This is a genomic window from Rhizobium sp. BK181, assembly GCF_014193305.1.
GTDB lineage: Bacteria > Pseudomonadota > Alphaproteobacteria > Rhizobiales > Rhizobiaceae > Rhizobium.
In genome coordinates this window covers 42,256-63,582 of record NZ_JACHZA010000023.1, presented here as the reverse complement: position 1 = coordinate 63,582, position 21,327 = coordinate 42,256, and the positions used below count along the sequence as shown (strand labels likewise).

Genomic DNA, 21,327 nt, shown 5'->3' with positions numbered 1-21,327 from the left:
CGTATTAGGGCTATGCTTCGTGGATAGTCGAACATAGGACGCATAGTCTCTCCAGCCATCGGCCGGGGAGAGGTTGCCCAAATAATGGACATTCTCTTCTTGATTGTTCAGTCCGCAGCCTACCAGCAAGGCGGCGCGAGGATTGCCTCCTTTGGCGCGAACCGAATAAGCACCATCCGCGCTTGGCGCGCAGGCGACCCGGTCGTCCGACTGCCGTCGCATCGGCACCATATGGTCACAACAACTGCGGCTCTATGCAAGCGCCTTCGCCTCCGGAAGTTGGATGCTGCCTTTGCTCGCAAGGACGCCGCGCGGAGATGCGCGCTGCTATTGCCTGCGCCAGGCTTCCTAGCCGACAGTAAAATCTAAGGCTACATCAACCAACCTGCAGGTTGATTGGCACAAGTATGCGGCCCCGCACCTGACCATCAAGGAATTTAGGTGCTATTGACACAATGTCAGAGAGGTGGACCTCCGTTGTCATTCCATCGAGTTTCGCCATATCGAGTTCCTGCGCCAGTCGTTGCCAGGCGGCCAGTCTCTGGGGTTTGGGACACAAAACGCTGTCGATCCCGACCAACGTTACAGCGCGCAAGATGAAGGGCGCGACGGTCGTGGGGAGTTCCATCCCACCAGCTAGTCCGCATGCGGCGACGACACCGCGATAGCGCATCGAAGCCAGTACATTGGCCAGCACCACTCCGCCTGCCACGTCGATGGCTCCTGCCCAACGCTCCTTGGCCAAGGGCCGGCCGACCTGTGTGAACTCAGCCCGGTCAATGATAGCGGTGGCACCGAGGCCGGTGAGATAATCCGCTTCGGTCATCCGCCCTGTAACGGCAGCAACGCTATAGCCGCGTGAGGCCAGAAGCATGGTTGCAATACTGCCGACACCACCGGCCGCGCCGGTTACCACCACCTCTCCGCTGTCCGGCAGCACACCGTTGCGCTCGAGCGCCATAACGCACAACATCGCGGTGTAGCCGGCCGTCCCTATCGCCATGGCGTTCCGCAGACTGACCCCTTCTGGCAAAGGCACGAGCCAATCTCCCCTTACGCGCGCCCTGACCGCCAGCCCACCCCAATGCCGCTCTCCAACGCCCCAGCCGTTCAGCACGACCCGATCGCCCGGCTTAAAGTCGGAATGGGAATTTTCAGCCACGACACCCGCAAAATCGATCCCCGGGACCATAGGGAAGCTGCGAACGACCGGCGAGGCGCCGGTGATCGCTAAGGCATCCTTGTAGTTCAGGGTCGACCACGCGACGTCCACCAACACGTCGCCTTGTGGCAGTTGCGCGGTCTCGACCTTGGAAACACCGGCTTCCTGCCCGCTGTCGGACTTTCTGATCAAGACGGCGTCAAACATCTGAGGCTCCCATTTCTGGATTTCTTTTTTCCTACGCAACTTTCTTGGCGTCGGATGTCGAGTAGACGACTTGCGCATTGACCATGGCATGAACCGCCTGGGGAAGCGTCAGCACACCTGTGACCTGACCGTCGCCATCGACGACGGCGATCTCGCTTGTCCCGGCCAGCGTCATTGCTCTTGCCGCTTCCTCCAGCGTCGCGCCGGCCGGCACCGAAATCTTCAGCTCGCCGGACGAGCCGTTCGGCGCGGTGGCGACAGTCTCAACTTTGATGACCCGCGCGCGGTTCACTTCCCGGACGAAGCTGGCGATGTAGTCGTCGGCCGGGTTCATCACGATATCCTGCGGCGTGCCCTGCTGCACGACTTCCCCATCCCGCAAGATCGCGATGCCGTCCCCGAGCCTCAGCGCCTCGTCCAGATCATGGGTGATGAAGACGATCGTCTTCTTGATCTCCTTCTGCAGGTCGAGGAGCACGGTCTGCATATCGACGCGAATGAGCGGGTCCAGTGCGGAAAACGCTTCGTCCATCAGCAGGATCGGCGCATCGTTCGCCAGCGCACGGGCAAGACCGACGCGCTGTTGCATGCCGCCGGACAACTGATTGGGATATTTGCTCTCAAAACCTTTCAGCCCGACCCGCTCGATCCATCGCATGGCGCAGTCGACCTGCCGGTTCCGTGGCGCCCCTTGTATCTCCAGGCCATAGAGGGTGTTTTCGAGGACGGTGCGGTGCGGGAGAAGCGCAAACTTCTGGAACACCATTGCCGTCTGATGCCGACGGAACTCACGCAATTGCGCATCGTCCATCTTGACCACATCCTCTTCACCGATGACGACTTCACCAGACGTCGGATCGATAAGGCGATTGATGTGGCGAATAAGCGTGGACTTTCCCGATCCGGAAAGGCCCATGATCACCTGAATGCCACCCGCAGGCATGGAGATGTTGATGTCTCTCAGGCCAAGAACATGACCATGTTTTTCGTTCAGTTCCGCCTTCGTAACACCCTGCTCAACGAGTTTTACGCAGTCGGCGCCATTTGGACCGAAGATTTTGTAGAGCTTTTTGATTTCGATGCCGAAGCCGCCAATTTTCTTGTTACCCATGGACCACCTCCCGGTGCTTTTGAAGGCGCACGCCGAAGGCCTGGCTGACGCGGTCGAAGATGATCGCGATGCCGACGATGGCAAGGCCGTTGAAGATGCCGAGCGTGAAATACTGGTTGGAGATCGCCTTCAGAACCGGCTGGCCCAAGCCCTGCACGCCGATCATCGAGGCGATGACCACCATGGCGAGCGCCATCATGATCGTCTGGTTGATGCCGGCCATGATGGTGGGCAGCGCCAGCGGCATCTGCACGTTCTTCAGCTTCTGCCAGCTCGACGAACCGAAGGCATCGGCCGCCTCCAGCACATCCTTGTCGACGAGGCGGATGCCGAGATTGGTGAGGCGGATCATCGGCGGGATGGCGTAGATGACCACGGCGATGAGGCCGGGCACCTTGCCGATGCCGAGCAGCATGACGACCGGGATAAGATAGACGAAGCTCGGCATGGTCTGCATGACGTCTAGGATCGGGTTGATCACGTTCTGCACCCGGTCGGAGCGCGACATGGCGATACCGCTGGGAATACCGACGACGATCGAGAGCACCGTACAGACGAAGATCATCGAGACCGTCTTCATCGTGTCGTCCCACATGTCGAAATAACCGATGAGCAGCAGTGTCACGACCGTTCCCGCGACGATCTTCCAATTGCGGCTGGCGAACCACGCGACGGCGGCGATCAATACCAGGATGATCGGCCAGGGCGTCTTCGTCATGAAGCGCTCGGACCAGATCAAAAAGTGCTGCAGCGGCTCGAAAACTGCTTCAAGACCATCGCCATAGGCCCGCGTGAACCCGCGGAAGCCTTCGTCGATTGCCTTCTTGAGATCACGCAGAGACGCGTCATCCATGTGCGGAAAGCTAAACAGCCAATCCAAAATCTATCCTCCTCGATAACAGCTAGCGCATTCTGGACGCGCTGCAGCGTCTTGAACGAGTTCAAAGCGCCGCTTTGATCTTCTCGGCTGCCTCAGGCGATACCCATTCCTTCCACATGGCCTCGTTCTCTTCGAGGAAGTGTTTTGCGCCGTCGTCGCCGCTTGCCTGGTTGTCGGTCATCCAGGCCATCAGCTTGTTGACGGTTTCGTTCGACCAGGCGCGCTTGTGGAGATAGCCCATGACGTCCTCGCCGGCGCGCTCGGAGAACGGCTTGGTCACGAGCGTCTGGACGGTGTCCCTCGGCCACTTATTCTTTTTCGGGTCGGGGCAATCCGCGACGGTGTTGCAGCGCTTCCACTCGGCCGCTTCGTGCGGCACGCCATAATCGAGCTTGACCATGTCGTACTTGCCGAGAAGCGCGGTCGGGGCCCAGTAGTAGCCGACCCAGCCTTCCTTGCGCTCGTAAGCCTTGGCAATCGAGCCATCGAGGCCGGCAGCCGAACCCGTGTCGACGAGCGTGAAGTTTGCAGCTTCCCCGCCATAGGCCTTGTAGAGCTGCGCGGTCACGACCGTGCCGCCCCAGCCCTGCGGGCCATTGTGAATGGCACCCTTCGATTTGTCTTCGGGATCCGGGAACAGCTCCGGATGCTTGAGGACATCATCGATCGTCTTGATATCCGGATGCGCGTCAGCAAGGTATTTCGGCATCCACCAGCCCTGCACCGCGCCGTCGGTCAGGACGGTCGATGCAACGACGAGCTTTCCGTTTGCAACGCCGGCGTTGACGACATCGGGAAGAAGATCGACCCATCCTTCGGGCGCGATGTCGGGCTGGCCCTTCTCGGTCATCGACGTGATCGTCGGGACCGTATCGCCCTGTATGATTTCGGCATTACAACCGTAGCCCTCGGTCAGGATGAACCTGTCCAGACTGGCGAGCACTTCCGCGCTCTGCCAGTTCATGCTGGCGATGGTGACGTCGCCGCAATCCGCAGCCTGCGCCGAATTGCCAAAGGTCAGCATCGCCGCTGCAAGGCATGTCGAGGCAAAGAGTTCTTTCATGGCACTTCCTCCCTATGTGCGATGTTGAAATTGCAGGCCCGCCAACGCCATCGCATATCTTGGCGGCCGCGAGCAGCTTCGGTATCCTCCTCAGAACCCGAAGCCGCCGTTTTCTGCTAGCTCGGCAGATATTCCTCGCTCCAGGTCTCGCTGATCGCACCGGAGGCAATCAGCCGATCGATCTGGGCGTCGGTGTAGTTCAGGGATTTCAGTACGGCGCGTGTGGACGCCCCGTACTTCTCGGCCGGCGCGACGGCCGTGACCTTGCCGACCGTCGGACGAATAGCGAAGGGATCGAGCTGGGTGACGGTGTGGCCACTCGGATGGTTCGGGAAGATCGAGAAGGAATAGCTGCCACGATCGATCCCCGGCGTAGCGTCGGCAATGCGGGCGCTGCGGCTCCGGACAGTTTCGATATTCTCGCAAAGCGATACACCGATATCGGCTTCCTGTAGCCGCTGTTGCCAGGTCTCAGCGGATGCAGTCATGAAGGCCCGCGAGAGGTAGGCCTCGCGATCCGATGCCGCCATTTCCGGTATGCCCTCCAACCCTTCAACCTTGCGGAAGCGCGGCAGGTCGGCTTCCGAAGCGCACAAGAGAAGGTGATCCCCTGACGCCGTTTCGTAGAGCCGCGACAGGGCATGATAGCCCTTGGTTTCGCGTCCGGACGGCTCGTCGAAGGGACCGCGCCCGGCGTAGTCGTAGCAGAACGGTATCTGCGCGAGGCCGGTCAGCGCCGACAGCGACGTGCGCGGGCGGCCGACGATCCCGGTTCTGGATTTCTGGTAGAGGGCGGCGGCAATGCCGAGCGCCGCACCGAAGCCGCACATGACATCGATGGTGCCGACATGGGCATGTTCCTCCGGCGTTTCCATCGATCCGCCGAAACGCAGCATGATGCCGGTCGCCGATTGAACGAGGTCGTCATAGCCGAGATAGTCGGTGCGCGGGCCGGTTCGCACGCCGCCGAAGCAATCGAGCTGGCAGAAGATCGCTTGGCGGTTGAGCACCTTCAGGCTTTCGGCATCTAGCCCCATCGCCTTGACCTGCCTGTCGGTGGCATTCCAGACGACGACGTCGGCGGAGCGCACCAACTCCTCGAAGACGACACGGCCATCGGGCGAACCGATGTTCAGCAGCAAGGACTGTTTGCCACGCATGTGCGACATGCCGAAGATCACGGTGTTCCAACAGTCATAGAGCGGCTTGGCCGGGTCAATCTTGATCACCTCTGCGCCGAAGCGGGCGAGATAGGCGACCGAATGCGGGCCGGCGATCACGTTGCAGAGATCAAGCACCCTGACGCCATCCAACCAGCCACCGGGGGCGTCGGTCGGAACCGGTAAGGAAGGGCGTTCCATCTCCGCAAGCATCGCCAAGGCGTCCTTGGCCGTCCCCCAACGCCGCGGGCGTGGCGCAAGCATGGCTTCGGCGCTCTCCTGTAGCCAGGCCATCGGCCCCGGCTGGGTCATTTGGCCCAGGATCGGATCGTCAACCTCGATCATCAGGCCGGCGGCCCTGGCGTGATCGTCGGCGATCCATTCCTTCAGCCAGCGCTGCGGCGCACCCGGAAACAGCCCTTCCCCGAAGACGCACTCCCATTCGGCCGCCGTCCTGGTCAGGAAAACCTCCTTCATGCGGGCCGCAATCTTGTCTGCCCAGAATTTCGGAAGCGGATAGACGCCGAGCGAAACATCCGACGACCATTGCGACACCGGCAGATAGGTGTCTTCCTCCTCACGCAGTCCTTCAGCAACCAGTTCGTCGTAAATGCCGAGGGCTTGCAGGCAGCGCTTCGCATGGTTCTTGTGGCTGGGGCAGACGACGTAGAACATGCGCCCGTCGGCGCACACATAGCTGCGATAAAAGGGATCGAGGAACTCCTGGAGGGCGTCATAGGACATATCCATCGGCAGGCCCTCGCTGCGCCGCCGTTCGATCTCCCGCTCGCGCTGGGTCTGGTAGCGCAGCGGATAGTCGTCGATCAGGATGGAATTGTAGGAGAGGCCCTCCATCACCGCGCTTGCCAGCGGCACTTCGATGTGGTCGCCATGACCCGTGCGCTCCCGCGCCTGAAGCGCCAGCACCGTTGCGGACGCTGCAAGCATGGTGCCGTAGGCGGAGGACAGCGGCAGTGGCGAGAAAGACGGGTTAATGCCCATCAGGACGCGATTGAGGCCCATATCCGTAAAGACGCCGGACGAGGCCGCGATCACCGTCTCAAAGGCCCGCCAGTCGCGACGAAGCTCATCGTCGGAGGCGAAGCCGGGAATCGACAGGGTGATCAGTTCCGGCCGTGCTTTACGCAATTCGGCAAAATCGATCCCGAGTCGGGCAAGCACGCCAGGGCGGAAATTCTCGACGATAATATCGGCCTCGGCCACCAGCGCTTTCGCCTCATCCAAGCCCTGCTGCGATTTGAGATCGAGGGTGACGATCAGCTTGTTGCGGTTGAGGATGGCATTGGCAGGAGTGTCCCAGAGCGGACCACCGGGCGGATCGACATGCACGACGGTCGCGCCGAGATCGCCAAAGATCATGGCGACGGCCGGGCCGGCGATATATTGCCCGAAATCAACCACCCGAATGCCGGAAAGTGGAAGCGCGGAACGTGCGATCGATGTCATTGCTCTTATCTCCCCAAGACTTTTCTATGCGCGCGCATCGGCGACGATCCAGCCGGCCGCCTTTTCGGCGATCATCAGCGTCGGTGCGTTGGTGTTGCCGCTGGTGATCTTTGGCATGACGCCTGCGTCGACGACGCGCAGGCCCTCGATGCCGCGCACCCTGAGACGGCTGTCCACCACTGTCATCGGATCGTCGTCGCGGCCCATCTTCGTCGTCCCGACCGGATGAAAGATGGTGTTGGCGATATCGCCCGCCAGCCGCGCCAGTTCCTCGTCGCTCTGGAACTGCAAGCCGGGCTTCCATTCCTCAGGCTGGTATTTTGCAAGCGCCGGCTGCGACACGATCTTGCGCACTTGCCGCAGGCTCTCGGCGGCAATTCTGCGATCCTCTTCCGTGCTCAGATAATTCGGCGCAATCGCCGGGGCATCCGACGCCTTGCCGGAACGAATGCGCACGTTTCCGACGCTGGCCGGGTTGAGATTGCACACACTCGCGGTGAAGGCGGGTAAGCTGTGCAACGGCTCGCCGAAGGCGTCGAGGCTGAGAGGCTGGACGTGATATTCGAGATTAGCGTGGGCCTGTCTGTCGTCCGACCGGGTGAAAGCGCCGAGCTGCGAGGGCGACATGCTCATCGGGCCGCTGCGTTTCAGAACATATTCGAGCCCGATCATCGCCTTGCCGAATAGGCTGTTGGCGAGCGTGTTCAGCGTTTTTGCATTGCCGACCTTGAAGACGGCGCGGATCTGCAGATGGTCCTGGAGATTTTCCCCGACGCCCGGCAGGTCATGCACAACCTCGATGCCATGTCGCTTCAGCAGTCCGGCGGGGCCGATACCGGACAGTTGCAGGATTTGCGGCGAGCCGATTGCGCCGGCGGACAGGATGACCTCCCTGCGGGCACGGACCTCCGCGCTCTGCCGTTGGCGTTGGACCACGACGCCAGCGCAACGCCTGCGGCCGAAACCGTCGGTTTCCAGGATCAGCCGTTCGACATGGGATTGCGTCCAGACCGCCAGGTTTGGGCGGTTCTTCGCGGGGCGCAAAAAAGCCTTCGACGTATTCCAGCGCCAGCCGGAGCGCTGGTTGACCTCGAAATAGCCGACGCCTTCGTTGTCGCCGCTGTTGAAATCGTTGGAGCGCGGAATGCCGGCCTCGACGGCGGCCTCTGCAAAGGATTCGAGGATATCCCATTTGAGCCGCTGCTTCTCGATCCGCCACTCGCCGCCGTGGCCGTGCATGTCCGAGAACCGGCTGTTGCCGCCAGTCTTCGGGTCCTCACCGTTGTCCAGCCGGTAATGATCCTCATGCGCCTTGAAATCAGGCAAGCAATTCTGCCAAGACCAGGCGTCATCGCCGGTTGCCGCCGCCCAGCCGTCGAAGTCGCGGGCCTGGCCACGCATATAGATCATGCCGTTGATGGAGGAGCAGCCGCCGAGCGTCTTGCCGCGCGGGTAGCGCAGCGAGCGCCCGTTCAGGCCAGCGTCGGGCTCGGTCTTATACAGCCAGTCGGTGCGCGGATTGCCGATGCAATAAAGATAACCGACGGGAATATGAATCCACGGATAGTCGTCCTTGCGGCCGGCCTCCAAGAGAAGCACCCGCATCGCCGGATCGCGGCTGAGGCGGTTGGCAAGCAGGCAGCCGGCGGAGCCGCCGCCGACAATGATGTAGTCAAAAGCATGCTGTGTAGATAGCGAAGCGTTACGCGTCATTGTGCTGCCCGCCCGTTCAGACGGAACCACCCACACTCATAAGCTTCGACATCCTGTCGCTGCATGCCAGCCTCCCTGCCTACATCGTTCAGAGCCATAGCGGAGGTGCGGTCGGAAAATCCAATGACAAATAATAGAAGGCATTATAAATGAAACTAATATGCTGCAATCGGCCGACCTGAGAACATTGAGGGCATTCGTCACCGTGGCGCGGGAGGGCAACGTCACCCGCGCCGCGGAGCTATTGCACCTCACCCAGCCGGCCGTGACGCTGCAACTGAAACGTCTTGCCGCAGAGACCGGCCTCTCCCTGTTCCGACGGACTTCCACGGGTTTGGAGTTGACGCAGGAGGGCGCGCTGCTGGCTGCCAAGGCCGAGCAGGTGCTGGCGGCGCTGACGGATTTCCGCCAGACAGCCGGGCATCTGGCAACGCGCGTGCGGGGCAAACTCCGGATCGGCACCATCATCGACCCGGAGTTCACGCGACTGGGCGCGTTTCTGAAGGCGCTGATCGAAAACGGACCGAGCATTGAGACAACATTGCGACATGGCATGAGCGGCGATGTGCCGGAAGGGCTTCGGCGGAATGAACTGGATGCCGGATTCTTCCTCGGAGACCCGAGGGACTACGATCCTATAGTCGAGCGTTCTGACGAAACTGCCACCAAACTGTTTTATGGCAAGGAACTGGCACAACTGACCTATCGCGTCGTTGCCCCGCCGTCGCTTGCAAGCTTCGTCCGTGGTGCGGATTGGGTACAGTTGGCAGCACTGCCATGGATCGGCACACCGCCCGCCTCGGTGCATAACCGGCTGCTGGCACGACTGTTCACCGATCTTGGCCTGCGTCAGAACATCGTCTCCCAAGTCGATCAGGAAGCGTCGATGGTCGCCATGGTCCGCACAGGCGTCGGCTTGAGCCTCTGCCGCGAGTCGATCGCCCTCCATGAACAACAGGCCCACGGGCTCTTCATCGCCGATGCGGTGAAAATTTCGACGACATTGAGCTTCATATGCATGGAAGCTCGTAAGGGTGATCCCACTGTTGTGGCCGCATTCGATGCAATCAAACGTGTTTGGGGTTAAGCACCTTGAATTTGCACAACATCTTTCACACGGCCTCGGAGCCAACCCCTCGGACTGGACGACGGGACAGGTAAAAACCCGATACGCTCTGGGTCTCAATCGTAGAGGACTCATGAAGTCCCGAGCGCGATATCGGCGGCGCTCGACCCTGTCTAAGCTGCAGCTTTGCCAGGATATTCGAAACGGCGTACGAGATCACCCACTTACCGCAGCGCGCCTTCAACCGCGCTTCCTGGACGATGCGTTCGATAAGGGAATGGCGGGGCATGGAGCGCTTGTGCCGTGCTGGATCGTAGTTTCGGCTATTTTTGGATACTGTAGCGTGGTTGCGGGGCCTGATCGCACCGAGACTTGTCAAGTCGATGCACTGGCGCCGATGTCATTTTAGCAAGAGCGTACCCGCAGTAGGCGTCATTGCCACCCGTAGGCGGCAAATAAAAAGCACAGGATAGCAGCGATGTAGGCAATGTGGCCCGGTGTCTCGGTTGCAGTCTTGCGGAGCACATGCGCCATGCAGGCAGCTTTGATGATCTGGTTGCCGTAAAGCTTGCTATAGCCAGCAGGACGATGAATCGAGGTAGGCCCCTATTTCGCCCGGTGCCGACCGGCATCCTCCCCTTTTCCCCAAGGGGATTTGTCAAAGACTCAGGCTGACGTACGCGGCATGTCATAACGTCTGTGGCCACCGCTGATGGGCGTGCATGACGGTGATGATCTCAATATCTCGACTGACGCGGTAGGGGATGATGTAGGGAATATCGGCCAACACCACTTCGCGGGTGCCCTTGATACGGCCGGGTCGCCCACCGGCGGGTAAGTCGGCGAGCATATCCACGGCCGTCACAATTCTGGCAATCACGCGCGCTGCCGCATCCGGATTGTCTTGCTCGATATGAGCGCCGATTTCATCAAGCCGCCGCAACGCCCGAAGCGTCCAGCGAATGCGTTTTCGGCTCATGATTGGCGGTCAGACTTGACGTACTTCCCAATAACCCTCGCCACGTCTTCGCCGCTGGCGAATTCGCCGCGATCGGCCTCATCCAACCCGGCTTCGATCTCGGCAAGCTGCCACTCCTGCTGCTCAACGAAAGCCTCGATGGCCTCGGCAGCCATATAGGCGCGGGAGCGATCCAGCTTTTCCGCAATCTGATTAAGCTTGCTCGCGGTTTCATCCGAAACCCGCACGGTAAATGCAGCGGTCATGGCACCTGTCTTTCCTTGGTTCACTTTTATTATTGGTGCACCATGATGGTTCGTCAAGGTTCTCGCCACACGTGTTTTCGGGCGATTGTTAGGAATACGCGATGCCACCCTCCAGATTGACCGGCGGCAATACATCGTTGTCGTTGAGTGAAATTTGGTTGCGGGGGCCTGAGCACACAGAGACTTCTATATTCAACCAACTGCGTGTGGATATCACGGTGGCGAGCGAGGTGAGTGATCAGGTTCTCGGGCTGCGGTGCGGAAGATGATGCCGATGATGGGCAGGCGCCGCATAGGCCCTACGCGTCGAAACCGGAAAGAGATCAAGCACTTGCCAGTAACAATCACGATGGAAACCTCGATGCGACACCACCATCTGATCTCGACCATCGCCGTACGAAGGACGGTCTAAGTCGTACAGACTCAGTTGAACTGTCGCGCGGCCGCGTCGATGATCCCCTTGGCGATGTCGATCAGCAGCGCGGCCTCCTCATCGACGAAATCATGGTCAACGATGTCTTTCGACTCGTAGATCTCTTCATAACGCAGCTTGAGATTATGCGGCGGCTCTCCGCCACGGATCTTGAAGACCTTGTCGCCCTCCTTGATCCTCATCTCCCGCCGTGCCTTGAACATGTCACTGAGCGAGTTCCACCCCGTGGTAGAGTTCTTGCGCTTGAGGCCCTTTGCCGAGAGATGCATCTCGCGGGGGATTACCACGCAGGGCATCGTATCGTAGATTCTCTTGACGCGCTCGTAGGCGGATTTGTCGATCGCGTCGAACTTGAAGAATGATGCGGGGTGGACTAGTTGCGCGTAGGCTAGATCGGCGAACTCGACGATATGATGCTTATCGAAGTCGCTGTGCCGCTGCAGGATTTCTCCAAGGAACTTGTCGTCCAGGATCTTGCGGAACTCGGGTGACTTGGTGGCAAGGTACTTTGCCCGCTCAGGACCGGGGCGCTTGGCCACCTCGCCGAAAACGCGCGTCAACTCGTTGAGGTCCTCGTAACGGCCCACGATTAGGCCACAGTCGAAATTGAATATCTCGTATTGTTTCGTCGGATTGCTCTTTAGGTGCTTGAATGGCAGCCGCTTGCCACCATGCTTCGCCAACTGGGTCTCAAGCAGGTCGCTAACGACCATGCGCCATTTGGCGTAGTCCCACATGCTGGATAGGTGGCGCAGGCGCGGGATCAACTCGTCGCTCAGGGGGCCCCTGCCGCGAGCCTTGATCCAGATGACGTCGGTCGTTTCGTAGTAGCTGGCGGCGCTTTCCTTTGTGATCGTGAGCGGACTGGCCCCGGCGACCACCATCGCGGCGTCCTGTGGCATGTTGGCGAACTCATCGTACGATGGCTCGGCGGCGTCGAGGCGCGACCGGCTTTCGAGCATCTTGCGGTCGATCAACGACTCGCTCTCGTCGGCGGCCTCGTCTATGGCCTTGCGCATCCGTTCGGACAACCAGCCGGCGGCTTGCTCCAGAAACTCGCGCGTGGGTCGCTCGAGCTTGAGGAACTTTTTCAGGCTGGTGAGGAGTTGATGGGTCTGACCCGAGACAAAAGGGACAATGACGTCGATCGCCTGAGTGAGATGCTCGGAGACCGCCTTGAACAGTTCGACCGCTCGGTGCTTAAGCGTGACGGACTCGAACTCCTTGCGCAAGAACGCGATTGGGTCGCCTTTGCCGAGGTTACGTACAAAATCGGCCAGCCTGCTTACAAGTTGACCGCGCTTGCCCGCCAAATTCCGCATTTGATTCAGCAGGATACGCGCCGCCCCAGCGACCGCGCTGCCGACAGTCGGCACGAGGCCGATCAGGCTGATCACGAGCGCGACCCAGTTCAAGACCTCCTTTGTCTCCTCGGGGTCGGAAAGGCGCACCGAGACCGCGATCACGTCGCGCAGGTCGAGCACTTGGTCGAGGACTGGAACCATGGCGAGGCCCGCGTCGAAGAAGATCTGCCAACCGGTGCGGTCCTCGTTGAACTCACCCGCGAGAGCGCCGGCCATCCAGCCGACGACAATGTTCGCGGCTAGCACACTACCGAGGCTGGTGGTGCTTTGCAGATCGGCGAGGGTCTTGATCTCGCTCCTGTGCCGCCCGGTTGTTTTCTCGAGGATCGCGTCGATGTCAAATGGCCCGCCATCGGCCTTATATACGGGGTTGGGATGGGTTGTCAGGAAGGGTTCCCAGCCGCCACCAGGCCCCTCGCGCACCTCGACGGAGGCGACTGCGCGGTCCAGGGGGAGGACGGCCTCGCCGGCCGCATCGGCGGTCATGCTAGCAGTGACGCCGTCTTCAAAGACGATGACGATGCGCGCCCCGTCCATGGGCGAACCGTCAGCATGGCGGGCGACGATCCGGCGCTCGGAGGGCGCCGCCGAAGGGCCGGCATCGCTTAGGCCGCCTGCGGCCGGGGCGTTGGCGACCTGGCCCACGGCCCCATCGGGGGCGGGCATGGCGCCGCCGCCGGCTAGGCCGTCCACTCCAAATTGGGGCTGGGCCTTCGTGAATCTGAAGGTGCACGTGCAATGGAAAACGGCTCCGCTCTGGTCGAGCAGCATGCCGCTGCAGATGCCCGTGTCGCGCTCGAGCAGGACCTCACGGCTGCCGCAGCGGGCCTTATGGTCTCCGTCTAGCGACACCGTTCCGGAGCCGGCGCCCGTCGCCGCGCCGCCATTGGTGCATCCCACCATTTGGAAGGCGAGCGGATGTAGCACCACGGCCGAACCCACGCCGGATAGGGAGCCAAGATGCTCGATAGCCGTGAATTTGCCGTCCCCTTGGCCGACGGACTTCGGGTCGAGCTTGTGCTCGTAACCCTCTAGCACCGCCTTCGAGCCGACAATGGTGATCGCCATGGAAGGTCACTCCGCTCTGTTGTCGTCTAAATAGTGAAACGCACCTCTCCTGTCCCCCTGTCTGTCGCCTTGCCGGCGTTTCTGAGACAGCGGCCTAGCTGGCCCCTGCTCGGACTTACCCCCGGCGGTGCGATGCGGCGAGGTGCTGCGCGACATGAGCGAAACCATGCAGCGGACGGGCGCGCGCCACATGCCCATCCTGGACGTGCTTGAGAATAAGGACTTAGTCTAGCAGCGGTCTGGCGCTGGCTCGGGCCTCTAGGCTGTCTACGAGCGTGCCAAGGCTCTCCAGCCGCACATGCGCGTGGCGCGAGCCTAGGAGGCGGCGCGTCACGGCCGGGGTCGACTTCCTGATTCACGAGCATCTATGTCGTTCCCATCTAAGGGGCTAGCGTGCAAGCCGGGAGAACCATATCGCAACGATTAATTGAAACGTCGGACTAATTGTGCTCTATTCTAGTAAAATAGACTACAATAATTGCGTTTAGCGTCCGCTGTCTGCATGAACGTATATTTGAAAGCATCTCGGGGAACTTCGACCACTACACGTTTGGATCTGAACAGACTACGTCCGCGGGTGTCTGCTTCAGGCCGACTGATTACTCACGCATCCGCATGAGGCTGCTCTAGCTGCGGCCGGCTGAGGCGTGAGGCGTGAGGCGTGAGGCGTGAGGCGTGAGGCGTGAGGCGTGAGGCGTGAGGCGGAGATAGCACCATAGCGGAGAGGGACGCAAGTGAGCATAAGCGCCACGGTGACCTTGGTGATGCGGCCGACCGTCGAAGCCTTGGGCCGTGACTGGCCAAAAAGCGGCTGGCACCGGCTCGTCGCACTTACCGCAGAGGATGGGGGGCGGCTGCCAGAGAGCCCAACTCGGACGGCGGGGCTGCGGCTGCACCATACGGACGTAGGGCTCCGTCTCGTGCCGGTGATCGCGAGCGGTGGCACGCGTTCGCAGGTGGACAGGCGCGAGATTCGACGCGAATTGCACTACAGCCGCGGCACGCTCTGGCTATGCGACCCGGCGCTGCGAGTGCTTGACGGTTTCACTCTGCGCGACGAAAATGCCGCGGCCGCCGGGGATCCGCGTGGCCGCTGGCGGCGCTGCCTGCCCGTGGCGGACGTGTCGAAGCAGGTCCAAGCGCTGTTGCAGCCAGTCGATGCGAGCGATCCGTTTTGGCGGCAACTCGACGCGCTGCATAGCGGAAGTTTCTTCCGCTTCGATGCCGAGGCTGCAATCGGGCGTGACGAAATCATCGTCGCTATAGGCGATGTCGAGGACGAGGACGCAGAGGGCAGCCAGCTATCGGACGATGCCGAGACGACCGGCGGAGCCTTTGCCGGCTGGTGGAACCCGATAGTGCTGCAGTTCTCGCCGGATGCCGGCGGGGTTAAAGCGCACCCAGACGTGGCAGCACTGATTGGCGATCGCACCGCGCTCCTCGACGTACAGGTCGCCCTCGCTAGGAAGCAAGCGGACGCGGCCGACGGGGCGCTGGCCGCGCGACTATGGTTGCACGAGGAGTTGCGCCGGCGGGCCAACGAGGTGGGCATTGCCGGGGCGCCACTGCCCCGCCTCATCTTCGGACCAGACACGTCGCCCGAGCAGGCGCTGGCCTTCCTGTTGCTGGACATAGCGAGCGGCACCTTCCTGCTGGACGTGGCCTCCGGGCCCAGCGCGCGGCCGACGGTTTGGCTGCCGCCGGACTGCGACGGGGCCGGGTCAGAAGCGCGGGGCACGGTCGCGGACTGGCTGCGCGCGACCTGCTGCGCGCGACTAGGTGTCAAGATCGCGCAGGCCGGCATGACTGCGCCCGAGCCGATCAAGCCGGTGCCGCAGGGTACGCAGTTGGATGTCGGCGGGAGCCAGTCGGGGGGAGGCGCGCCGAACCTCGAGGGCCCGACGGGGCTAACGGCCATAGCCGAGGACCTACGCTTGCCCGCATCGCTCTCGGCACTGGCGCGCGCGCTCGACCATCCACGCGTGGACACCTCCCCCGGCGCCGTGATAGCGGCCGAAGCTGCCGCGGTGCTGCGCGAAGCGTTGGCTCCCGGTGCTGGGCAGACGGGAGGGCGCGTGGCGCTGATCGAAGGCTTAGCGGGCGCAGTCGCCCTGCCGAGTTCGGCAATCCTGCTGCGTTTCCCCGGCCCTCCCGATGCGCTTGGCCCGGCGCAGCGTGAGTTGTGGCAGGAGCAAGCCGAACGCTACTCCATCTCGCTGACCGAGAGCATGCACGCGCCCGGCTATTGGTGGCTCAACGGTCTCGGCGAGGCGTTCGCTGCGGGCAGTTCCGAGCCGCCCTGGAGCGTGCACGAGGTGCACTGGGCCGCGCGGCTGTACGTGGCGGCCTTCGTACAAGCGGCGCCCTCTTGGCGACCGACCTGGTACGTGGCGACCGAAGTCGGCCTCGGCGACGCGCAGCTGGGCGAGATGATCCTCGGCGGCGGCGGAGGCGCGCGCACGCCTATACTACCCGCACGTACGCGGATCCACAATTTAGTCTGGAACATGCACCGGAGCGGGCAATCATGAGCGGCAGGGGCGGACCGACAGCGGCGGCGAGCCTGCTGCAATCGAGCGCGAAGGCGTTTCGGGAGCAGCATCCGGACGCGCTCTGCTGGGCGGCGGTCCTCCATCTCTGCCTCGACCGAGCGAAGGAGTATTCGGCCTACGGAAAGGATCCACGCGTACCGCAGCTCATGAAGGCGATTGAGGTCGAAATCTTTACGCAATATCATGGCGTTGCCCTTGGCAGCGGGCTGACGGATGACGACCTCGCTGCCTCGCGCGAGAGTCTGGTCGCGCGCTACGGCGAGAACGCCCAGGCGGCGGGGCACGAGTTGATCCTCGCGTGGCGCTCTAGCTCCGAGAGCGGGACCGAGGATTGGTCGGTGGGGCCTTGGCAGGAATTGTTAACCCGCTTCAGAGTGACGCCAGAGATGTTTCTGGCGCAGAAGGCCTGGCCGTCGGTGCCCGAGGAGAGGCCACAGCCCATCGATTGGCGCGCGCAACTCGATGCGCTCGTCGGTCTCGGTGCTGTCAAAGAGCAGGTCAACGAACTGCGCGATCTCCTCTATCTGCAGCGGCTGCGAATGCGCCGCCGACTGCCGGGTGTCGAGCCCCTTGAGCTCTCAATGCACCAGATCTTCAGAGGCAATCCTGGCACGGGAAAAACGACCGTCGCGCGCATCCTGGGCGCGATCTACACTGAGTACGGGTTGCTCAAAAGCGGCCATGTTGTCTCGGTTCAGCGCTCGGACCTCGTCGGTGCGGTGATCGGCAAGACCGAGGAACTGACCAAGGGCTGGATCAAAAAGGCTCAGGACGGCGTGCTCTTCATCGATGAAGCATACAGCCTGACTGGCGGCGGGGCGCAGGATTTCGGACCGCGCGCCATCGACACGCTGCTGACGGAGATGGAGGAGAGGCGCAACTGCCTTGTAGTGATCGTCGCCGGGTACCCGGCCAAGATGGAGGAGTTCTTGAACAGCAATCCGGGGCTGGCCAGTCGGTTCAACGACGAGCTCCATTTCGAGGACTACTCCGATGACGAGTTGCTGGAGATATTCAGGCGACTGATCGCCCGCCACGGCATAGCCGCACCCTCGTCCGCACTTGAGAACCGAGTGGCAGCCTGGCTAGCAGCACGGCGTGCGGGTGCGGGGGAGCGCTTTGGCAACGCGCGCGACGTCCGCAACCTCGTGGGCGTGCTCTTCCGCCGCCAGGCGCGGCGGCTTGCGAAAGCGCATCCGGATGAGCAGCCGCCGGAAGCAGATTGGGACAGTTTTTCGCCGGACGACGTGCCGCCACCACCTGGTGCGATAGCCGGCCTAGGGTCGGAGAGGGGAAAAGGGAGAGAGGGAAGATGAAGCTCGACGAGATGGTGCAGCGCACGAACCGCCACGTGGCGATCCTCGGCGCGTTCAATCTGGAACAGCCCAAGGTGTTGCGGGGCTCCGCCACCGAGGTGCTCGATAGGCTGAAGTTCAGCCTGAAGTCCGAGAGAGTCTTGCTGCGGAAAAACGGCAACATAGGTTTCTACAGCTACGACGTGACCTCCCCGGCTGAACTGATGGGCCGAATTTCCGCTGGCATGACGGTCGATCAAAAGAAGCTGGATGTGCTGCCCGACGGCGATGGGGTCCTTGCGCGCTACCTGGGGGATACCGACAGCGGGCAGGAGGCGGCGATCGGCGCCGCCTTGCTGGCCACTCTGCTCGATGCGGCCGATGACCTGCGAGCCTACGACCACCCCGCCTTCGGCGTCCAACTGACCGAGGGCCTATACTACGCATGGGACGCCCGGGGCCTACCGCCCGAGATCGTCAGCGCCTCTATGCTGCGCGAGATCCTCTACCATCCTACCTTCAACCTAGCGCTGCTCGATTACCTCCGCGCCAATGCGCGTCGGCACGAAGGCGGAGCATTACACGCAGCGCTGCTGGAGGGAGCGCGCAAGGCGCTGGCCGATAGGGCGCCGTCGGTGACGGGCCAGGACAAGGAGCGGCTGGCCGAAGCCTTCGCCACCGAGACTGCCGCCTATCGCGAATGGCTGCTGACTCCCGCCGCGCCCAAAGAACCGCTGGCGGCGCTCCAGCATTTCGCGGTGCTCGAGGAACGCAGCGGCCACGGAGCCGAGTACCAGGCGGTGCGTAGCACCCACCCGATCCCGGAGCATCACTCAGGCAGCTTGCGCGAAGTCTACGGGCTATTCCGCGTGGCGCACGACCGCGTGGCAGATCTCGCTCAGTGCGAGCCGCTGATGGCCTTCGTCAACCAGTGGTATCTCGAGAGCTTTTCAAAGGACAAAGCGGGCGCAAAACTGGCAAGTGCGATCTTCCAGGCGATCTACAAGGACAACGACGAGGCCCGGCCGAGTAAGATCCCGCAGCGCGTCAAACGCGAGGCTGCGGCGGGCCATGCCGAGGCGCTGAAGGCGCTTTTGGACAATCCCAGCAGCAAGCCCCAAGACGTTATGGCCCGTGAGATCGCCGAGACGGCGCTCGAGGCCTATCTCAGCGCTCGCCGTCCGCTGGCCGCGTTCGAGCGCGAGGAACTGATCGGGCTGATGCGTGATGAGCTAGTGGCGCTTTCGATGAAACTGTTCCCCGGGCGCGACGCAGTCGACCGCAGCAACCGCAAACTTGTTGAGGCATTCCACAAGGCCGAGCGACTGGTGGAGCGCTGCTTTGATGTCCAGGCAGGCGACCAGGCGGTCGAGAAACTGCGGGCCGCAATGGGGCCGGTTTTCGCGACCCTCGGCGAGGAGGTCAGCGCCGTGGCGGGCAATGAGGAGGGCGCAAAAGCCTTAGCGATACTCGACAAGGTGCTGTCGGCGGCCGGCGAAGGCGCCCAGCCCGCTACCGTAGCCGAGGCACTGGTGCTGGCGCTCGGCCCTGCCGAGGGCGCGGCCAAAGCGGTGCTGATCAACGGCTTCAGGAACGCGGAGGGTGGCAAGATCGACGAGGCGGGCAACGCGTTACGCGACGCCTACGAACAGTTGCTCTCGACACCTGCGGGCCTTAAAGTGGCAGGGAGCCTCGCCGCCGTCGACGATCCGGATCTTCCGGCAGAGGATGCTCGTGAGGCGAAAGTGATTGTCGAGATCGGGCGCCTTATCTTCGCCGAAGGCGATGAGATCCAGGTCAAGCCAGCGGATGCAGCAGAGGCCGATGAGATGGGCGCTACGGCGGCTGCCAGTGTAGGTGGGGGCGCGGCGGATGGCGGCGATGGTGATGGCGGCGACTCTGTCGATGCCAAAGACAGTGAGGACGGCGAGTTGCCCGTCGTGGCCGCAACGGAGGGAGACGCGGCGGCGGAAAGGCCGCGCCGCTCTCCGGTCCCGGTCTCGCTGCCGCTGACCGCCGAGGAGCGCCACGGCCTCTTCCAAGACGCCCAGACGAAACTGAACGAGGGCAGTCGCGGCAAAGCCGCTGGCGTGCGCCGCTGGGCCGAGGCGCTGGTGGATGCGCGCGCCCGGGTCATGTGGGCCAAGGGCGAGATCGGCGCCGATCGGCGTGTCGACGACGAGAACGACGCCGTCGGCAAGCAACTTGCGGCCGGCAGCCGCTTCGTGACGCTCGGTGAATTCTTCCTCGCTGCGCCATCTGCCAACTCGCCGATCGGCAAGCCCGACACGTCCTTCAACGCGATGATCGCGCTCCATCTGATGCGCCAGACCGGCCGGGAGCACGGCCGGGGCGTTCGCGGTTTACTAAAGGACTGGAAACAGAAAGACGCGGACCCGAACGACCCAGCCGCTACCCCTGACCCGGCGACGACCGACATCCGCAAGGTGCCACTCTGGCAGATCTGTCCGGCGATCTTCGATACCGACGGACTGGACGACAAGCAAATCGCCAAGAAATTTCGGGAGGTCGCGCAACTGCAGATCTCGAGCTTCATTTCCGAGGTGCGCACGCAGACCGCCAAGCTATCCAGGCTTGCGGGCTTCTACCGCGACGTTGAGGAGGTAAAGGCGCTTCTGCGGCTCCTCAAGGCCGCCGGCAACTGCCAGGTCACGGTAGTGAACACCATCGCGAGCGACTATGCAGTGGCCGACGAGACGGGCGCCTATCCCACCGGCGGACCGCTCTTTAACGGTCGCAAAAACGCGATCGACGACTCCCCGCCTGGGACCGTCTTTGTCTCGGCGCAGGCATTCCCGCCGGGCGGCGTCAGGAATCTCGACATCCTTACGGGGCCTCTCGGCCTAGCTGACGGCGCGTCGGGAGAGGAACCCCTGCGCGCGATGGAAGGCTCGTCGTGGCTGCGCACGCAGCCCCACCCGGGCGTCTTCGGTGTGCCGGTCTTGATCGGGCGGGGCGTGCAGAGTGCCACGCTGCCGGTGGTGGGCTTTGACGTGCCGGGCCTACCTGCGCTTGTGGCGCTGGTGACCGGCAACGGAGTCGAGGCGCTCGGGCCTTTCCGCGAGACCTGGGGCAGTCATACCCGGGGAGGCGGCATGCCGTTTGAGATCGGGTCGGCCAACACGGTCCTAAAGGCGCTAGGCAAAATGCTTGAGGCCCCGGCCGTACATGGGCCGATCATCACCGCCCGGGTGTTGACGGCGCTGGCTCATCAACGCCAGTTCGGGCCTCTCGAAAAACGCGGCCGTACACTCGCCAATCCCCGCGACTTTGGGCCGACGGCAAAGGCGCCGTTGCTCGTTCAAGCGGTCGACGCGACGCTCGCTGCGCTCAGCCCGCTCGCAGGTCATCTGGACGGCAAGGATTTGGGAACGATGGTCTTTATGCAGTCCAACAATGGCTGGGAGAGCCGCAAAAATCGGCCCGAAGCCTCGGGGGATCCCAAGGAGTGGATCGCCTTCGCACCCCCACCAGCGCCCGGTACGAGTATCGCGCCGAACACAATCTTCACCCGCCTCTGAGTTCTCGCTCGGCCAGTATA

Annotated in this window: 13 protein-coding genes; 4 read left to right on the top strand and 9 right to left on the bottom strand. The window is 62.4% G+C overall.

Features of this window, described 5'->3' with window-relative positions; genetic code table 11:
• Positions 1 to 376: 376 nt before the first annotated feature.
• The 6 genes from FHT77_RS28195 to FHT77_RS28170 all read right to left on the bottom strand — a co-directional run bounded on the left by FHT77_RS28195 (position 377) and on the right by FHT77_RS28170 (position 8,763).
• Positions 377 to 1,369, bottom strand: coding sequence for an MDR family oxidoreductase (locus FHT77_RS28195; RefSeq protein WP_183758563.1), 993 nt, complete (start codon positions 1,367 to 1,369; stop codon positions 377 to 379).
• Positions 1,370 to 1,400: 31 nt separating this feature from the next.
• The gene (locus FHT77_RS28190) at positions 1,401 to 2,480 is read right to left on the bottom strand and encodes a glycine betaine/L-proline ABC transporter ATP-binding protein (RefSeq protein WP_183758561.1); all 1,080 of its coding nucleotides are present in this window, start codon (positions 2,478 to 2,480) and stop codon (positions 1,401 to 1,403) included.
• Positions 2,473 to 3,360 carry a proline/glycine betaine ABC transporter permease gene (locus tag FHT77_RS28185; protein WP_183758559.1) on the bottom strand — a complete coding sequence of 296 codons (888 nt, stop codon included), beginning with the start codon at positions 3,358 to 3,360 and terminating at the stop codon, positions 2,473 to 2,475. Before FHT77_RS28185 ends, FHT77_RS28190 begins: the two co-directional genes overlap by 8 nt.
• A gap of 61 nt (positions 3,361 to 3,421) precedes the next feature.
• Complete coding sequence (locus FHT77_RS28180) at positions 3,422 to 4,423, bottom strand: ABC transporter substrate-binding protein (RefSeq protein ID WP_183758557.1); 1,002 nt, start codon at positions 4,421 to 4,423, stop codon at positions 3,422 to 3,424.
• 116 nt (positions 4,424 to 4,539) lie between these two features.
• Positions 4,540 to 7,050 (bottom strand): CoA transferase, encoded by a 2,511-nt coding sequence (locus FHT77_RS28175; RefSeq protein WP_183758556.1) that lies wholly within the window; start codon positions 7,048 to 7,050, stop codon positions 4,540 to 4,542.
• 24 nt (positions 7,051 to 7,074) lie between these two features.
• On the bottom strand, positions 7,075 to 8,763 hold the full coding sequence (locus tag FHT77_RS28170; protein WP_183758554.1) for a GMC family oxidoreductase: 1,689 nt from the start codon (positions 8,761 to 8,763) through the stop codon (positions 7,075 to 7,077).
• 160 nt (positions 8,764 to 8,923) lie between these two features.
• On the opposite strand from FHT77_RS28170, the gene FHT77_RS28165 reads away from it, so the two are divergent.
• The gene (locus FHT77_RS28165) at positions 8,924 to 9,850 is read left to right on the top strand and encodes a LysR family transcriptional regulator (protein ID WP_183758552.1); all 927 of its coding nucleotides are present in this window, start codon (positions 8,924 to 8,926) and stop codon (positions 9,848 to 9,850) included.
• A 667-nt stretch (positions 9,851 to 10,517) separates the two neighbouring features.
• Here FHT77_RS28165 and FHT77_RS28160 read toward each other — a convergent pair.
• From FHT77_RS28160 to FHT77_RS28150, 3 genes are all read right to left on the bottom strand, one after another.
• Positions 10,518 to 10,808, bottom strand: a complete 291-nt coding sequence (locus FHT77_RS28160; protein ID WP_183758550.1) for a type II toxin-antitoxin system RelE/ParE family toxin — start codon at positions 10,806 to 10,808, stop codon at positions 10,518 to 10,520.
• Positions 10,805 to 11,053, bottom strand: coding sequence for a CopG family ribbon-helix-helix protein (locus FHT77_RS28155; protein WP_183758548.1), 249 nt, complete (start codon positions 11,051 to 11,053; stop codon positions 10,805 to 10,807). The genes FHT77_RS28160 and FHT77_RS28155 overlap by 4 nt, the downstream gene beginning before the upstream one ends.
• Positions 11,054 to 11,476: 423 nt before the next feature.
• On the bottom strand, positions 11,477 to 13,918 hold the full coding sequence (locus FHT77_RS28150) for a hypothetical protein (protein ID WP_183758546.1): 2,442 nt from the start codon (positions 13,916 to 13,918) through the stop codon (positions 11,477 to 11,479).
• 734 nt (positions 13,919 to 14,652) lie between these two features.
• On the opposite strand from FHT77_RS28150, the gene FHT77_RS28145 reads away from it, so the two are divergent.
• From FHT77_RS28145 to FHT77_RS28135, 3 genes are read left to right on the top strand one after another with little or no spacing between them, the layout of a single operon-like run.
• Positions 14,653 to 16,449, top strand: coding sequence for a hypothetical protein (locus FHT77_RS28145; protein WP_183758544.1), 1,797 nt, complete (start codon positions 14,653 to 14,655; stop codon positions 16,447 to 16,449).
• Complete coding sequence (locus FHT77_RS28140; protein WP_183758542.1) at positions 16,446 to 17,786, top strand: AAA family ATPase; 1,341 nt, start codon at positions 16,446 to 16,448, stop codon at positions 17,784 to 17,786. The genes FHT77_RS28145 and FHT77_RS28140 overlap by 4 nt, the downstream gene beginning before the upstream one ends.
• The gene (locus FHT77_RS28135; protein WP_183758540.1) at positions 17,783 to 21,307 is read left to right on the top strand and encodes a hypothetical protein; all 3,525 of its coding nucleotides are present in this window, start codon (positions 17,783 to 17,785) and stop codon (positions 21,305 to 21,307) included. Before FHT77_RS28140 ends, FHT77_RS28135 begins: the two co-directional genes overlap by 4 nt.
• The last annotated feature ends 20 nt before the right edge of the window (positions 21,308 to 21,327 follow it).